Source organism: Amycolatopsis sp. NPDC059235, from assembly GCF_042754125.1.
GTDB lineage: Bacteria > Actinomycetota > Actinomycetes > Mycobacteriales > Pseudonocardiaceae > Amycolatopsis > Amycolatopsis albidoflava.
The window spans coordinates 100,188-116,645 of the sequence record NZ_JBHZAG010000007.1 but is presented as its reverse complement, the minus strand read 5'-3'; the positions used below and the strand labels follow the sequence as shown (position 1 = coordinate 116,645).

14 protein-coding genes are annotated in these 16,458 nt (G+C 68.3%); 7 read left to right on the top strand and 7 right to left on the bottom strand.

Annotation, left to right across the window (positions count from 1 at the left end):
- Position 1 precedes the first annotated feature (1 nt).
- A complete protein-coding gene (locus tag ACFXI3_RS07400; protein ID WP_378398636.1) occupies positions 2 to 1,270 on the top strand; it encodes a WXG100 family type VII secretion target in 1,269 nt (422 codons plus the stop codon).
- A gap of 1,093 nt (positions 1,271 to 2,363) precedes the next feature.
- Here ACFXI3_RS07400 and ACFXI3_RS07395 read toward each other — a convergent pair.
- Positions 2,364 to 2,897, bottom strand: a complete 534-nt coding sequence (locus ACFXI3_RS07395) for a hypothetical protein (protein WP_378398634.1) — start codon at positions 2,895 to 2,897, stop codon at positions 2,364 to 2,366.
- A 183-nt stretch (positions 2,898 to 3,080) separates the two neighbouring features.
- Between ACFXI3_RS07395 and ACFXI3_RS07390 the strand changes: the two genes are divergently transcribed.
- Entirely contained in the window at positions 3,081 to 4,127 is a 1,047-nt protein-coding gene (locus tag ACFXI3_RS07390) for a LysR family transcriptional regulator (protein ID WP_378398632.1), read from the top strand.
- Between the two features lie 725 nt (positions 4,128 to 4,852).
- On the opposite strand, the gene ACFXI3_RS07385 is transcribed toward ACFXI3_RS07390, so the two are convergent.
- The 4 genes from ACFXI3_RS07385 to ACFXI3_RS07370 all read right to left on the bottom strand — a co-directional run bounded on the left by ACFXI3_RS07385 (position 4,853) and on the right by ACFXI3_RS07370 (position 6,909).
- The gene (locus ACFXI3_RS07385; protein ID WP_344287843.1) at positions 4,853 to 5,218 is read right to left on the bottom strand and encodes a DUF427 domain-containing protein; all 366 of its coding nucleotides are present in this window, start codon (positions 5,216 to 5,218) and stop codon (positions 4,853 to 4,855) included.
- Positions 5,219 to 5,300: 82 nt separating this feature from the next.
- Positions 5,301 to 6,011: a S1 family peptidase gene (locus ACFXI3_RS07380; protein ID WP_378398630.1), complete on the bottom strand. Its 711-nt coding sequence runs from the start codon at positions 6,009 to 6,011 to the stop codon at positions 5,301 to 5,303.
- 153 nt (positions 6,012 to 6,164) lie between these two features.
- Positions 6,165 to 6,521, bottom strand: coding sequence for a hypothetical protein (locus ACFXI3_RS07375; RefSeq protein WP_378398718.1), 357 nt, complete (start codon positions 6,519 to 6,521; stop codon positions 6,165 to 6,167).
- Between the two features lie 22 nt (positions 6,522 to 6,543).
- Positions 6,544 to 6,909 (bottom strand): hypothetical protein, encoded by a 366-nt coding sequence (locus tag ACFXI3_RS07370; RefSeq protein ID WP_344287839.1) that lies wholly within the window; start codon positions 6,907 to 6,909, stop codon positions 6,544 to 6,546.
- A 318-nt stretch (positions 6,910 to 7,227) separates the two neighbouring features.
- Here ACFXI3_RS07370 and ACFXI3_RS07365 point away from each other — a divergent pair, with 318 nt between their 5' ends.
- From ACFXI3_RS07365 to ACFXI3_RS07345, 5 genes are all read left to right on the top strand, one after another.
- Positions 7,228 to 9,612 (top strand): serine/threonine protein kinase, encoded by a 2,385-nt coding sequence (locus tag ACFXI3_RS07365; RefSeq protein ID WP_344287837.1) that lies wholly within the window; start codon positions 7,228 to 7,230, stop codon positions 9,610 to 9,612.
- Positions 9,613 to 10,000: 388 nt separating this feature from the next.
- Entirely contained in the window at positions 10,001 to 12,370 is a 2,370-nt protein-coding gene (locus ACFXI3_RS07360; protein ID WP_378398628.1) for a nitrate- and nitrite sensing domain-containing protein, read from the top strand.
- 42 nt (positions 12,371 to 12,412) lie between these two features.
- Positions 12,413 to 12,838 (top strand): roadblock/LC7 domain-containing protein, encoded by a 426-nt coding sequence (locus tag ACFXI3_RS07355; RefSeq protein ID WP_116199532.1) that lies wholly within the window; start codon positions 12,413 to 12,415, stop codon positions 12,836 to 12,838.
- Positions 12,835 to 13,200, top strand: a complete 366-nt coding sequence (locus ACFXI3_RS07350) for a DUF742 domain-containing protein (protein WP_344287831.1) — start codon at positions 12,835 to 12,837, stop codon at positions 13,198 to 13,200. Before ACFXI3_RS07355 ends, ACFXI3_RS07350 begins: the two co-directional genes overlap by 4 nt.
- A complete protein-coding gene (locus tag ACFXI3_RS07345; RefSeq protein WP_067583957.1) occupies positions 13,181 to 13,768 on the top strand; it encodes an ATP/GTP-binding protein in 588 nt (195 codons plus the stop codon). Before ACFXI3_RS07350 ends, ACFXI3_RS07345 begins: the two co-directional genes overlap by 20 nt.
- Before the next feature lie 78 nt (positions 13,769 to 13,846).
- On the opposite strand, the gene ACFXI3_RS07340 is transcribed toward ACFXI3_RS07345, so the two are convergent.
- Together ACFXI3_RS07340 and ACFXI3_RS07335 are read right to left on the bottom strand one after the other, a co-directional pair.
- Positions 13,847 to 15,220: a tryptophanase gene (locus ACFXI3_RS07340; RefSeq protein ID WP_344287828.1), complete on the bottom strand. Its 1,374-nt coding sequence runs from the start codon at positions 15,218 to 15,220 to the stop codon at positions 13,847 to 13,849.
- A gap of 45 nt (positions 15,221 to 15,265) precedes the next feature.
- On the bottom strand, positions 15,266 to 16,363 hold the full coding sequence (locus ACFXI3_RS07335; RefSeq protein ID WP_378398625.1) for a tryptophan dimethylallyltransferase: 1,098 nt from the start codon (positions 16,361 to 16,363) through the stop codon (positions 15,266 to 15,268).
- Positions 16,364 to 16,458: the final 95 nt, after the last annotated feature.

Here is a 16,458-nt window from a genome sequence, read left to right as displayed (position 1 = left end):
CATGAAATTCTGGGAGCCGATCAAGCAGTACCTGGACCAGCACCAGGAACTGACGGTGCCGATCGAGGACATCGTCAAGGAAGTGCACGCCTCGGACCCCAGCGGCTGGCATACCGGCGCGACCTCCGCGCACGAGGTGGCCAGCGAACTGGAGGCGATCAGCCAGGACATGTCCGGGACACTGACGAAGCTCGAGTCTTCCTGGACCGGCCAAGGCGCCGACCTGGTCGCCGAGCGACTGCGCCGCGTCCGTGCCTCGGCGATCGACGCGCACCAGGCGTTCGCGGCCAACGAAAACACCCACGCCACCGGCATCGCCATGCACGAGAACCTGCGGAATCAGCTGACGACGATCCCACCCGCGCCCACGGGAAGCCCGACGCCCGCGGCGGGTCTGATGAACGCGGACGTCATGTCCAAAATGCTGGAACATGACAGTGCGCAGCAGAAAAACCTTGATACGTATGAGAAGTTCACGGCGGAAAGCCAGGGGAACACACAACAACTGAAGGTCGATTACGGAAAGATCGGCACTTACGACGGCGGGGACGTGACCATCCAGCAACACCCCTCCGCCGAGGCCAAGCCCCAGCCCGGCCCGGTTGCCCCCGAGCAGCACTCGACAGGCGGCCCTGGCTCGACGTTCACTCCCTCCACCGGCTCTTCCCCGCACAGCTCCTCGGCCGCGAATACCAGGTCTGGCGGGGAAACCGACCACACCAGCACCTCCGGATACGCCCCGCCGCCACCTTCCGGTCCAACCGTGGACACCCCGTGGCGCGGCGAAACGAGGGGCCCGTCGACACCCGGCCCAGCGAACGAATTCGGCATCGCACCGATCAGCAACCCCGGGGGCGAACGCCTCGGCGGCATCTCAGAACGCCTAGGCGGCGGCTCCGGCCGCATCGGCAGTGGCTCCGGCCGCATTGGCAACGACCTCGGCAAACTCGGCGGCCCCGGACGCCCCGGCAGCGAAGGCGGTTCCGGCCGTCCCGGCGGCAATTCCGGTCGACCGGGCGGCGAACCAGGCCCCCGCTCCGGAGTCGGCGCGAGCGAAGGCGCAGCTTCCCGGCTCAGCGCGGAACGCGGTACCCCCGGCGGAAAAGGCCTGCCCGGCGCGGCAGCAGCCGGCGGTCAACGTGGCAAGAACGAAGAAGACGAAGAGCACGAACGCAAGTACGTTCTTGATGTAGACCTCTTCGCAGACGACGGGACCGCCGTCGACCCGGAAACCGGTATGCGTCCGACCCCGCCGACTCTCGGGGCTTAGCGAGACCCCAGGCCTGTTGCCCCGACGGATCTCGCCGGATCACCTCACGCCGGTCACCGGAGCGCGATACCGGCGGGCCCGCAACAGAAGCAGGTCGAGACCCGGTCCCGCCCCGCCGCCCGTCAGGCGGCGAGGCGGAACTCCCCCTCGAACGGAACTCCCCTCAAGCGCTTCCCCTTGGGAGCTGGCCTATCGAACGTCGCCCCTCTGCCAGCAGCCGTCAACCGGCCGCGTCTCAAGCACCACTCCCCTCAAGTGCTGCCCCACGAAAGCTGGCTAGCATCGCCCCGCCACCGGCATCCTTCACACAGCCGCGCCTCAAGCACCGCTCTCCCCAAGCGCTGCTCCGCGAGGACTGGCTAACCCATCAAACGTCGCCCCTCCGCCAACGCCCTTCACACAGCCCGCCTCAAGCGCTGCCCCTCGACGAACGACCAGCCCTTCAATGCCGCCCCCTCCGGCAGCATCCTCCACACGATCGGCCCTCAAGCACCGCTCCCCTCAAGCGCCGCCGCTCGAAAGCTGGCTGGCCATCGAACGCCCCCTCCACCAAACACCCTGCACACGGCCGCGCCCCTCAAGCACCGCTCCCCCGAGCGCTGCTCCGCGAGGACTGACTAGCCCACCGAACGTCGCCCCTCCGCTAACGCCCTTCAAACGCCCGTGCCTCAGGCACCGTCCCTCAACGGTGTCTCTCCGGTGCCGTCCCTCGAGCGGTCGTCCCTTCAGTGGCGCTGTCCCTCTCAGTCATCCGTCCCCTCAAACGGATGCGCCTCGAACGCCGCCCCTCACGACCGCCCCTCCGGCACTGCCCCTTCAGATAGCCGACCCCTCAGGACGCGTTCCCTCGAAGCATTCGCTCCCCGCAACGCTGGCTGTGAAGCGGTCACTGCGCTCAGGCACTGTCCGCCTAAGGACAGGCCTCCAGCATCGTCCTCGCAGGCACCCCGCTCCCCTTGAAACACACGCCGCCCGCGTAACACTGCCTTGAAGCAGCCATCGCGCTCGAGCACTGCCCAACCGGCAGTTCGGTTTCTTCAAGCGGCACGACCCCTCAGACGTGCCGCCTGCAAAAACCGCATCCCTCGAAATCTCAGACCGCGAAAGCCGCGGCCTTCCGCGCGATCACCGCGTTCTTCCGCGCCCGCACCGCCCGGTTGGCCCCGGGCAGCCACTGCACGACGAGCACTGCCAGCAGGCTCAGCACCGCGACCGCGTCGAAGGCGCTCAGCAGCGCCGGGTTCAGGTCGATCAGGTCGCGCAGGCCAAGGCCGATGCCGAAGACCGCGAAGACTGTCAGCACCACTCGCGCCCAGTTGTGCGCGGCGAGGACCATTACGGCCGACACCAGCGTTACCAGGCCGATGACCAGCCAGATCGCCGCGCGGCTGTTGAAGGACGTCATGGCGATTCCGGTCAGGTCATTGGCCGTCAGCAGGCCGCTCGAGGCCAGCTCTCGGCCTTCGTTCTGCAAATATTCCTGCACGGCGGGGCGAATCAAGCCCTCGCCCTGCACCAGCACCATCGCACCCCACAGCAGCCCGCTGAGCGCGCCGACCAATCCCAGCCCCCCGCCGATGGTCAGGGTGCGGGAACGTCGCGCGCCGGTGGAACTGTACGAACTCACTTCTGTCGAACTCCTTGGATCAGCAATCGAATCAAGCGTCACGGAGTTTCCCGCCGACTGCTTGCGCCGTCCACTGGTTCACCGATAAAATCTGCAGATTTTTTGAACTGGCCGCGAGATCAGAAGAGCCGGGTTAGGCTCTTCGTCGTCCGAGAAGCGAATGCAGAAGGCGAGCCCTGGCAGATGTCCGCACCCAGCCCGTTCCGGTCGCCGTCGTTCAACGTGCTCAGCAGGCTCCTGCGCTCCTCACCTGCCCTGCTCGACACGACGTTCGACCAGTTGCGCACGCTGATCACGGTCGCGGAAACCGGTACCGCCCTCGCCGCCGCCCGCGCGCTCGGCCGCGACCAGTCCAGTGTGCAAAAACAACTCGACACTCTCAACCGCAATTTCTCCGAATTGTGCGGGGAGCCATTGTTGCACCGCCAAGGACGTGGCCGCGACGTTCTTTTTACCGACACCGGACGCGCCGTCGCGCAACAGGCGCGCCGCACTCTTACCGAATGGCTGGACACCATTCACGAATGCCGCCGCGAACTCGGCGGAACGCTTACCGTCGGCGCGACTCGCTACACCCTCGGCAGCCTGGCCCACGCCGGCGATCTCGTGGCCGAGCAGTTCCGCGCGCGGGACATCGAACTGAACGTCGTGCACGTGCGCACCAAGGACCTGATCGACCGCCTGCTGGCCAAGGACGTGGACCTGGTCTGCGGCAGCGTCGTCACGACCAACGCGCTCGACACCGTCGACGTGCTCGAATGGCGGCGCAGCGGCCTCGGCATCCTGACCAATATGGACACTCCGAAGCCCGGGGAGTCCGTGCACACCAGCGAATTGCCGACACTGCCGCTCGTCGTCCCCAGCGGCGGCGTGATCAACGACTTTATGCGCGGCTGGTTCGGCTCCGACTACCGCAACCGGCTCGACATCGTAGCCGAGATCGACTCCGCCCAATACGGATTCGAACTGCTCCGTTCGGGTCTCATCCGCGGCTGCATGCTCGTCACCCAAGGGCTCGGCGAAGCCGCGGGCGAAAACCGCCTGCACGCCGCCTCCGGATTGCGCACAATCAGCCTCGTCGACGACATCGAGCCGAAACTCGAACTGCTCGTCGGCGTGTTCGCCCGGCGCGGCGAACGATCCTCCTACCCGGACAGCCACCCGCTCAACCTGCTGTGGAACGCACTGCACGAGGCGGGCGAAGCGTCCTGGCTCGAAGTCGACCGCTGACCCGACTCCCGGCCAAGACCGGCAGGCAGCCGAGATCGGCACCGGGCCACGCCCAGTCATGAACCGGCATCAGCCACGGGCCAAGCAAACCCGCAGCCGCGACCGGCACCCGGCCAGAAGCAACTCCGAACCCGGACGGCCAACCAGCTGGGATCGACACCGGACCACGGACAGCCGCGAGCCGCGAGTGGGAGCCGGGAGCCGGGAGCCGGGAGCCGCACAGAAACCGATCAGCACGGCCGAACCAGGCACAGCAACCAGCGAGGCTTAGCAACCAGCCAAGGCACGCAACCAGCGGTGCTCGGCAGCCAGCCAAGGCACGGCAACCAGCGCGGCTCAGCAACCAGCTGAGGATCGGCACCACACCGGAATCCACGCCGAACCTGGATCAAACGCCGAACCTGGCACAGCACCAAACCGGGAAGCGACCCCGAAACTCGATCAGCAGCAAACCGGGACCAACACCGCATCGGCCTCAACGGCGAGCCAAGGCCAGACCCGAGCGGCGGTCAGCCACAGCTCCAAGCAAAACCCCTCAGCCGAAATCGGCACCGAACCAAAATCACCCCTGACCCGGGACAGGCAGTCAGCCACGGAGTCGCACCGAATAGCGATCAGTACCGAACGAGGACCAGCGCCGAACCAGGCTCAACAACCGGCCAGATCCGCACCAAACCAGCCCCAGCCCCGCGCCACGATCAACCCCTGGCCAAGCGAAACCCCCCTCAGCCGACCTCCTCGATCTCCACCCGGTCCGGATAAAACGCGACGTGCCCCTTGATCGAAGCCACCGCGTCATACGGAGCCTCGTAAACCCACACCGCGTTCTCGCCGTCCGGCACCGCGGCCAGGCTGTAGTACGACGCATCCCCCTTGTACGGGCAGTGCGTCTTGTGTTCCGTAGGCGACAGCATCGCCAAGTCGACATCTTCCAGCGGGATGTACTGCACCGGCGGATAGCTCGCCTCCCGCAGCACCTGCGCGCGGGTGGTGTCGGCAATGGTCTTCTCGCCTGCCTTGACCACCACCCGCGCGGGGTTGGGCTCAACGGTGATCGGGTGGTCCGGCCCAGGGATCAGCTTGTCGGGCATCGTTCTCCTCCTCCGCGCAACGGAAGCGGTGCGCACTCCCAACACTAGGCCGGACCACCGACAAAATCAGACGTCGGCGAGGTCAGACGCCGGCGACCTGCGAGATCCAGCTGCGGTACCGCGTGATGTTGGTGTACGCGGTGCTGCTCTGCCGGTCACTGGTCGACGCGACGCCGACCTGTCGTCCGGACGCGAACATCGGGCCGCCCGAGTCGCCGCCGGCGGTGATGCCGTCGCCGTAGGTCGCGCACACCGCGACGCCGCCCTCGTAGTCGCTGCACGAAGGCGTCGTCACGCGCACGTTGGCCACCTTCAGGTACCGCGACTGGCAGTTGATCTCCGAACCGCACCGGCTCGTCGCGCCCCAGCCGTAGACCTGCACGGTCTGCCCGGCGCGGACGTCGGTCGACGTGCCGAGCGGCGAGTACGTCGCGTTCACCGAGCTGGACAGCCGCACGATGGCCAGGTCAGCGGCTCCGGGGTAGCGCGTGATCGCGGCGCCGGTGGCCGTCGTGCCGCCGCTGCTCTGGTCGAGGCTGCCGATGCGGAAGGTGTACGTACCACCGGAAGCGACGCAATGCTTCGCGGTGAGGATGTACTGCGGGGCGATGATCGTGGCCGTGCAGTTCTGCTGCCCGTTCACGAACAGCCGCGCCGCCCACGGGGCGTTGGAGGCGTAGCCGCCGCCGATGATCGCCGGGCCAGGGCTAGGGGCAGTCGCGCCGGCCTGACCGGCGAATCCGGCTAGGCCAAGCGCGGTAGCGAGCACGAGGAAACAGGTGCGCAAACGCATGGTCTCTCGTTTCTGCGGCGTCGTCGCCGCGGTTCCGGTGGGGACGGGGCTTCGATCATCAGCGCCGCGCCCAGGAACCAGAACCGGCGAAAGTAGCCGGGGACCACCTGTTCTTCTGCCGACACCGCCGCTACGGACAGTTCCGCGTACTGTTCAGACTCGCGTCCGGCGCAGCCAGTACAGCCCGATCACCGGAAGCACCAGCGGGATGAACAGATACCCCTGCCCGTACACCGACCACACCGTGGCGTCCGGGAACGCCTGCCGGTCGAAAATGCTCAGGGTCCCGACCGTCAGCACGCCCAGCAGCTCGATCGTGCACGCGGCCAGCGCGATCCGCCACCACGTACGGCCGCCGCGGGCGAGCGCGATCGTCGCCAGGATGTAGACCACCGCGGCGAAGGCCGACAGCACGTACGCCAGCGGCGCCTCGTGAAACTTCGTGCCGATCTGGACGCCCGCCCGCGACGTCGCGGCGAGCGCGAAGATGGCGTACACCGCGACCAGGATCCGGCCGGGACCGGTGGCCGTCTTACGCGCTTGCTCCACTCCACACCTCGTTCAGTCGCAGCACCATCACCGGAATGGCCAGGCAGGCGATGCCGAGCACGACCGTGCTCGACCGGCTCTGCTCGGCCAGTGCCCACGCCGCGCCGACCGGCAGCACGACGAGGCAGCCGATCAGGTAGGCGAGGTAGGTCGCGAGGCTGCCCGGGTGGTGCCCGCCGACGAGCAGCACGATCCCGATCACGAGCTGGACGACCAGCAGCACCTCGATCACGCCGAGCGCGACGAGCAGCGGGGTGTCCGGCAGCTTCTTGCGCGCCGCCTGGACGAAACTCCACAGCGCGACGAGCGCCGCGCATCCAGCGACCGCTATCGCGAACCCGACGATCACCCGTTCCTCCTTTTGCCCGCCGGGCTCAACGTACCCGCCCGGCTGACCGCCCCGGACGGGCGAGGGGCCGACGGCGTGGCCGGGGCCACGTTCACCGGAACGGGTTCCTGGCATTCCGTCAATTCCCGAATGCCACGGAAATCCCGCTCGACCGGGCGACGGGGAATCACGCTCGGTTCGCCAGTGCCGGTTTTATCCTCGCCCCGCCCGGGTCGGCCGAACGCTGAATTGGCGGATTGGCGCGGCGGCGAAGCTGTGCGGGAATGGTTTCCGTCGCCGGAGCACCGGAGAAGCGCATACGCGGAAGGGTCCACTTTTATGAACGTCCGGCACGAGGCATTCTGCCTCGCCGATCCGTGGTTCTTCGACCGCCGACGGGAAATATCCGCCGACGACCTGGCAGCGGCCCCGCCTAGTCCATTGTGGACAATAGAGGAGACCGAGCACTGGCGCTACCTCCGCCCGCCGGGAGCCGGATTGCCGGAACAGGGCTGGGCGGTCGAGATTTCCGCCGCTCCCGGCAATGCCGACCGAGTACTGGACCGTGTCCGCGAGTACTGCCGGACGCGCCGGCTGCACCATCGGCACCTGCGTTCCCGGTCGATTTTCCTTGATCGCAATGCCGAATATCCGACAACCGGCGGAACCGGCGCTCTCGCGACTATTTATCCGCCAGACAATAACACCCTCGACCGGATCCTCGACGACCTTTCCGAACTCCTCACCGGCGAACCGGGACCGGATATCGACGGCGCGCTTCGCTGCGGAGAATGCCCGATTCACGTGCATTACGCCGGATTCACGCCACTGTGGACCGAGTACGGCGGGGCCCGCGTGCCCGCGCTGCGCAGGCCGAGCAGCGCGCTCGAACCGGAGCATCAGGGCCCGGGCTTCTCCGTGCCCGGCTGGGTCCGGATTCCCGACTGCGTCGCGGAGTACACCGACGCGCCGGAGCCGCCGCACCCCGTCGTCGAAGTACTCCGCCAAGCCCACGGAACCGCCGTCTACCTGGCCGAACGCGGCGGCGAGCAGGTGCTCGTCGAGGAGGCCTGGCCCTACACCGGGCTGGACGGCAACGGCGTCGACGCGGTCGCCCGGCTGGAGCGCAAGTACGACCTCTTCCAGCGGCTCGCCGGAATCCCCGGCATCCCGAAGGCCCACGCGTACCTCACCGGACAGCGCCACTACCTGGTGCGGGAGTACCGGCCCGGCGTTTCGCTCGACGCCTGGCTCACCCGGCACTACCCGCTCACCCGCCGCGACTGCCCGGAAAGCGACCTGGCCGCCTACCGCAAACAGGCGCTGGCCGTGCTGGCGCAAGTGGACCGCATCGTCGCCGAAGCCGGCGAACGCGGCGTCGTCCTCGAAAACCCGCACAACATCCTGGTCGACAGCACCGGCACGGTGTCGCTGACCGGCTTCGACCGCGACGAAACGCCTCTGCGGCTGCGCCTGTTCCTGCCGCTGGCCCCGCTCTATCACCTGGTGCCGGAACGCCTCCGCTGGGCAGCCGAGCTCACCGAGCGCCGATTCTCGCTGCCCGCCGGATACGCCGACAGCATCGCGCCGCACACCGAGCCCGCGCACACCGAACTCGACGAACCGCGTCCGGATTGGACCTTGGTGCGCAAGCAGATCTCCGAAGCCCTGCTCGCGTGCGCGACCCCGAACCGCCTGGATCGCCTGTTCCCCGGCGACATCGAGCAGTTCCGCGTCGGCGGCGCCACCTTCGGCACCGGCGCGGCGGGCGTCCTGCACTCGCTGCACGTCGCGGGCGTCGGCCGCTTCCCCGAACACGAGCAGTGGGTCCTCGACGCGGTCGAAGGAGAACAGCCCAGCCGCGCGGGTTTCTACGACGGCAGCCACGGAATCGCTTACGTGCTGGAGGAATTCGGCTACCGGAAGGCCGCGGGCACTCTGCTCGCCGCCTCGCGCGCGCTGGTGGACCAGACCGTCGGCCACGACCTGGCGAGCGGGCTGGCCGGCATCGGCCTGACCCGGCTGCACTTCGCCGCGACCCGCGGGGACAACGAATTCGGCAGGCAGGCGTTGAACATCGGCATCCGGCTCGCCGAAGCGCTGGACACCGCGGAACCGCCGGGCGCGACAGCACAGGCCGGGTTGCTGTACGGCTGGTCCGGCCCGGCGCTGCTGTTCCTCCGGCTCTACGAGCGCACTGGCGAACCCGCTTGGCTCTCGTTCGCCGATCAGGCGCTCGAACGCGATCTGGAGGAATGCGTCCCCGCGCTCGACGGCTCGCTGCCGGTCCGCGACGGCAACCGGGGCTCACGACGCGGAGCGGGAATCGGCAGCGCAGGCATCCTGATCGTCACCGAGCAGCTGGCGCGGTACCGCCTCGACGCGAAGGCCGCGCGCAGCCTGCCCGCGCTGCGCGTCGCGTGCCGCGGGGAATTCGCGCTGCATCCCGGCCTCCTGAACGGCCGCTGCGGCCTCGCCGCCGGGCTGGCGTTCAGCAGCACCCCGGACCGGCGCACCCAGGACGCGATCGACCGCCACCTGACGCGGCTTTCGTGGTACGCGGTCCCGTTCCGCGGCGGCCTTGCCTTCCCCGGCACTCACCTGCTACGACTGTCCGCCGACGTCGCCACCGGCGGCGCCGGAGTCCTGCGCACCCTCTCCGCGCTTCAGGACGGCACCGAACTGCTCCCGTTCCTCGGGCCGACTCCGCGAATCCCGCATTAGTCCACAGTGGACCGTGGTTGTCGACAAGTCACTTAGTCGGCAGTTCCACCACGCGGAACCCTGACTGAGTGTCCGGACACTTTTTGAATCACTCATTCAGCCCAGCCCGTTGGTCCGATATCCGCAGCCGGGGCCAGGGCCTCGGAAAACGCCGGGGGAACTCGGCACTACCGTCGGTAACCGCTGTCAAGACGGCGTTCGGCTGCTCGTTCAGCGGAACCACGGGGCCCCCGTTCGTGATAGAAACCGGGGCTGTTCCGTTCGGTGGGCCTACGAAGGGTGTATCCGAGATTTCCGTGACGAGGACCACTCGCACCCACTGGCGTGTCCGCTTCCCCGGCCGTGTCCGCACTCTCGCCGAGGGTGACCCAGGAGTTCGTGAATCATCGTGGAGACCAAGGACGATCCCGGCAAGGCGTACGACAAGTCGATCCGGAAGAGGCTGACCCGGACGGTCCTGATCCCGAGCATCACCCTGCTCGTGCTGTGGGCGGTGCTGGCGACGGCCTTCTTCATCAACGGCTTGTACGTGCGGCTCGTCGCGGGCTCGGTGCGTGACGTTTCGATCCCCGCGCTCACCGCGCTGTCGTCGCTGCAGCAAGAACGTCAGCTCGCCCTGCAATACCTCGACAGCCCCAGTTCCGGTCCGCAGCAGCTGCAGCAACAGGAGCAGGACAGCGACGGCAAGCTGAAGGGCCTGCAGGAAGCCTTCGCCGCCACCATTTCCAGCGCGCCCGACGAGATCGCCAGCAAGGTCACCGCGCTGAAGGCGCAGCTCGACCAGCTGCCGGTGCTGCGCTCGCAGGTCAACTTCCGCAGCATCAACCGCGCACAGGTCAACGCCTACTACAACGGCGTCCTCGACTCCGCGGCGACGCTGTTCGACACGCAGGCGCGCATCGTCCCCGACGCGACCGCGGTGCAGGGCGCGATCTCGGCGACCTCGCTCTTCCGGGCGGGCGACCTGATGTCGCGCGAGACGTCGCTGGTTTCGGCGGCGTTCTCCGGCAGCAACTTCGCACCGGACGACTTCGTCCAGTTCTCCCAGCTGGTCGGCTACTACCGCACCCAGCTGGCGCAGATCTCGCCGTTCCTCGAACCGGCGGTACGCCAGCATTACCAGCAGCTTTCGGCGAGCGACGCGTGGAAACGGCTCAACGCGGCTGAGGACTCGCTGATCAAGCACGGCCCGTGGACCAGCAGCGACCAGAGCACCGTTCCGGTGTCGGCGGGCGATTGGCACGCGCTGACCGCGCAGGTCGCGCAAGGTCTGAACCAGCTCACCATCGAACAGGCGGACCAGGTTTCCGCCGCCGCGATCGACTCCGGAAACGCGCAGCTGCGCAACGCCATCATCGGCAGCATCGTGGCTCTGCTCGCTTCGCTGGCCGCGATCATCGTCGCGGTGCGGGTGTCGCGTTCGCTCGTCGACCGGACCCTGATGACGCGCCTCGAACGACTGCGCAACGACTCGCTCGACCTGGCGCGCAACCGGCTGCCGAACATCGTCGGCAGGCTCAAGAGCGGCGACCCGGTGGACATCGAGGCGGAGCTGCCGAAGCTGGACCACGGTCGCGACGAGATCGGCCAGGTGGCCGAAGCGTTCAACACCGCGCAGCTCACCGCGGTCAACGCGGCGGCGAGCGAGGCGAAGGCGCGAAGCGGTGTGCACAACGTGTTCCTCGGCATCGCGCACCGCAACCAGGTCCTGGTGCACCGGCAGCTGCAGATCCTGGACGAAATGGAAAGCCGCGAAGAGAACTCGACTCAGCTGGCGTCGCTGTTCCAGCTCGACCACCTCGCCGCCCGCGCCCGGCGGACCACGGAGAACCTGATCATCCTCGGCGGCAAGCAGCCCGGACGGCGCTGGCGCAAACCGGTTTCGCTGATGGAGGTGCTGCGCGCGGCCGTCTCGGAAACCGAGCAGTACTCCCGGGTGCAGGTCGAGCAGGTGCCGGACGTCGCCATCGTCGGCACCGCGGTCGCGGACACCATTCACCTCGTGGCCGAGCTGGTCGACAACGCGACGTCGTTCTCCCCGCCCGGTTCGCAGGTCGAGGTGACCAGCCGGATGGTCGCGCGCGGCGTCGTCGTCGACGTGTCCGACCAGGGGCTGGGCATGAAGGAAGGCGTGCGCGAGTGGGCGAACGCGATGATGGCTGACGCGCCCGAATTCGACGCGATGGCCCTGCGCGCGGACTCCAGCCTCGGCCTGTTCGTGGTCGCGCGGCTGGCTTCCCGGCTCGGCATCACGGTCACCTTCGACCCGTCGCGCTACGGCGGCACCCGGGCGACCGTGCTGATCCCGTCGAACCACCTGGCCGACGCGAACGCGCCCGAACCCGCCGACGAGGCCCCGGCGCTCGCTCAGGTCGGCGCGCCCGCGCAGGAAAGCGCTCACCGGCCGGCCCCGGAGACGCCTCAGCCGACACCGGCCCCGCGTCCGTACCCGGCCCGACCGCTGCCCACGCCGGCCCCGCGCACTCCGGAGCCGTATCCCCCGTCCGCGGGCCAGATCCCGGACGTCCCGGCCGCGCCGCGCGCGTCCGCCGAACCGGACCTCAGCGGGCTGCAGGGCGACGACCGGCCCCGGCTCCCGCGCCGGCAGCCGCAGCAGAACCTCGTCGCCCAGCTGCACGACGACCCGGACGCCGCCGCCGAAGCGGACGTCACCAACGCGGGCGAGACCACCGCGCGGACGCTCATGGCGTTCCACAAGGGCACCCGCCGGGCGCGAGGCGGGCAAAATGACTCATAACGACCGAACACCTCACGACACCGAAAGTCAGGGTCTGTCCGCATGAACGAGTACGGGAACTCCACCCCTGATCTCAATTGGCTGCTCGACGACGTCGTCAACCGCGTCGTCGGCGCGCAGAACGCCATCGTGCTGTCCGCCGACGGCCTGCTGCTCGGCAAGTCGTCCGGGATGAGCAAGGACGACTCGGACCAGCTCTCGGCCATCGCGTCGAGCCTGCAGAGCCTCGCCAAAGGGGTGAGCAGGCAGTTCCACCGCGGTCCGGTGCTGCAGAACATGATCGAGATGGAGCGCGGGTACCTCTTCGTCTCGGCCGCCGGGCAGGGCGCGTGCCTCGCCGTGCTCGCCGGCGCGGACATCGACGTCGAAATGATCGCCTACGAGATGAACCGGCTCGTCAAGCGTGTCGGCGACTACCTGGCCTCGGCGCCGCGCGAGGCCGCGAACCTGCTGCGGGAGGCAACGTGACCGAGGACGGCTGGTACGACGAGGCCGCCGGACCGCTGGTCCGGCCGTACACGATCACCAGCGGACGGACCCCGTCCGAACATCAGCTCGACCTCTCCACCCAGGTGATGACCCTGCAGCAGGGATCGGACCCGGTCGGGCTCGGCCCGGAGCACCTGGCGATCACGCAGCTGTGCCGCAGACCCTTGTCGGTGGCCGAGATCGCGGTGTACGTGAAGCTGCCGCTCGGCGTCGTGCGCGTGCTGTGCGGGGACCTGATCGACCGCGGCCTCGTCATCACCCGCGCCCCGTCCCGTCAGCCGGCCCAGGCGCCGGACCACGAAACTCTCCAGGCGGTTCTCGATGGCCTCATCAAGCTCTGAAGACGCCGCGGCGTCGGTGCCGACCCCGGTCAAGATCATCGTCGCGGGCGGCTTCGGCGCCGGGAAGACCACCATGGTCGCCTCGGTCAGCGAAATCCCGCCGCTGTCCACCGAGGAGGTGCTGACCGAGGCGAGCACCGGGGTCGACGACCTGTCCGGGGTGGAGCAGAAGAAGACCACCACGGTCGCGCTCGACTTCGGCCGGATCACCATCTCGCCGCGGCACGTGCTCTACCTGTTCGGCACCCCGGGCCAGGAACGGTTCTGGTTCATGTGGGACGACCTGGCGCGCGGCGCGATCGGCACCGTCGTGCTGGTCGACACGCGCCGGCTCGAGACCAGCTTCGCGGCGGTCGATTTCTTCGAGCGGCGGAAGATCCCGTTCGTCGTGGCGGTGAACTGCTTCGACAACGCGCCGCGCTACACCCCCGACGAGATCCGCGAGGCGCTCGTGGTGCCCGACGGCGTGCCGATCGTGATGTGCGACGCGCGGCAGCGGGATTCGAGCAAGATCGCGCTGATCCGGCTGGTGAAGCACGCGATGACGGTGGTTCCGCAGCCCGCCTGAGCCGGGTTTCCAGACCAGCGAGGGGGTTCCCGGCGCGGGGAGCCCCCTCGTTCGCTTTCCGCTGTCCTCAGTGGACTTTCAGTGGACCGGGGCCATCCGGAGATTGAAGTGCCGCAGGATCTTCGGCGCTTCGACGATCCGGTAGCCCGGCACCTGATCCGGGTTTTTCGCGATGTCGCCGAGGATCTCGGCCACGTAGTCGTAGTGGCCCTGGGTGTACACCCGCCGCGGCAGCGCCATCCGGACGAGCTCGAACGGGGCCGGAGTGATCAGCTCGTTCTGCTCGTCGAGCGTGCCGAGGTAGAGCGAACCCAGCTCCACGCAACGGATTCCGCCGGCCAGGTACAGCTCGCAGGCCAGCGAGTGCCCCGGGAACCGGGACGCGGACAGATGCGGCAGCAGGCGGCCGGCGTTGAGGTAAAGCGCGTGGATGCCCGGCGGCTGCACGATGTCCACACCGGCCTCGTTGGCCTGCCTCGCGAGCCGGGCCGCTTCGCCCGCGCGCGCGGCGAGGTAGTGCGGGTCGACGACTTCCTGGAGGCCTTTGGCGACGCGGTCGAGGTCATGCGCCGCGAGGCCGCCGTAGGTGCGGAAGCCTTCGGTGGCGATGAGGTTGGTTTCGCAGCGCTGCGCCAGCTCCGGGTCGGTCAGGCCGATGAACGCGCCCATCGGCGAGATGCCGTCCTTCTTCAGGCTCGCGACACAGCCGTCGACCAGGCTGAACGCCTCGCGCGCGACCTCGCGCGGCGTCTTGTCCGCGTAGCCCGCCTCGCGCTGGATGACCAGCCACGCGTTCTCCGCGAACCGCGCGGCGTCAAGGAAAACCGGCACGCCGTGCGCCCGCGCGAGCTTCGCCGCCGCGGCCAGGTTGGCCATCGAGACCGGCTGTCCGCCGCCGCCGTTGTTGGTGATGGTGAGCAGCACCTGGCCGACGCGGGCGCCGTCCGGGCCGCTGAGCAGGCGTTCCAGGGCGTCGAGGTCGATGTTGCCCTTGAACGGTTCGAGGCTGTCGAGATCGCCGAACTCCGCGCAGGGCAAGTCGATCGCCTCGGCGCCGAGCAGCTCGACGTTCGCGCGGGTGGTGTCGAAGTGCGTGTTGCTGACCGAGATCCGGCCGCTCTCCAGGACGCTGGAGAACAGCACGCGCTCGGCCGCACGGCCCTGGTGCACCGGCAGGAGGTGCGGGTATCCGGTGAGGTCGCTCAGCGCGTCGCGGAAGCGGTAGAACGAATCCGACCCGGCGTACGAGCGGTCCGCGGCAGCCGCGGCGGCCTCCTGCGCGGTCGAGACCGCGCCGGTGCCGGAGTCGGTGAGCAGGTCGATGCTGACCTTGTTCGCGGGCAGGTTGAAGGCGTTGTAGCCCGCCGCGGCGAGCGCCTGCTCCCGTTCGGCACGCGTGGTGACCGGGATTTCGGCGACGACTTGGGCGCGGTACGGCGGGAAGGTCCGCATCAGAGTATTTCCTCCAGTTGTGGGTGACAGCCGAAAACTGCCGCGTCAGGTAATCCGGCCGAGCACCGGGCGCTTTCTCGGCGGCGCTACCGCATAGGCTTCGGAGGACAGGTAGACCGTGATTCCGGAACCGAACTCGCCCATTCGCAACGACACGTGCGCGATCAGTCCGACGCCGTCGCGCAGTGGCCGTTCCGAAACCGCTGCCAGCGCTTTGTCCAGTTGTGTCGGATCGAAGTCGTACTGCGCGAGAATGGCGTGAACCCGGGCGCGAGCGATCTCGTCGTCCGGTACGTAGCTGCGAATAGGCAGGTAAAGACTGTAGTTTCCCGGAGTGCCTCCCATACCCTCGACAAAGGAATAGCTGGAAACCAGCGGACGGCCTTCGAAGGGGCCTTTTCCGCCGCCGAGCACGGCGAGGAATTCCCGGATCAGCATCGGGTCCGCACCGGGCACCAGCTCCGCCGCGCGCACCGCGTCCTCGGCCTCGGCGGCGTCGTGCGAGACGTACACCTTGACCCGCGAGAGCGGGTCGTCGTCGAGGTCGAGCGCGAAGAAGGTGAAGTTGTCGCTCTCGCCGCGGCGCAGCGCGTGCTCGACGACCGGGTCGAACCCCTCGCCGAGGTTCAGCCGCCGGAATCCCTCGCTGACCAGGGAATCCGCCATGGTCGGGCCGCTGATCTGCGGGTTCAGGTACACCTTGATTTTCGGCGCGGAGCCGTTGCGGAAGATCAGCGAGTACCACAGCGTGAACGGCCCGCGGCGCTCGTCGTGCGGGAGGAAGAGGTCCGCCACCGCGTCGAGCCGGTCGGTGACCAGGCCGTACTCGCCGGCCACCTGAGCGAGGAACGCGCGCGGGTCCGGAGCCCCGACGCTCTCGCCGAGAACCCTTACCACACATTCGCCATTGGCGTCGAATGCGACCGAGAATTCAACGGGCGTGGTGTCGTCCGCCACATTGCATGGGAACTGCGCCGGAGCGTCTACGGTCAATTCACCGGACTCGCCGAGCAACAACCGGAGAAGATCCAGGTGACGGCGTTCTTCGGGATCGAATCCCACTGCCTGGCACAACCGGTCGAGTTGACCGCCGGCGTGGGTGTACATCGACAACTCGACCATCGGCACACTCGCTCCGACCATGGCGCTGTATTCACCGTTTCATTCGTGCGTTCGGCCCCGCGAAGCATCCGCTGTTCGGCGGAGCGGGCGTTCACGGACCGCCGAGAAGATTAATC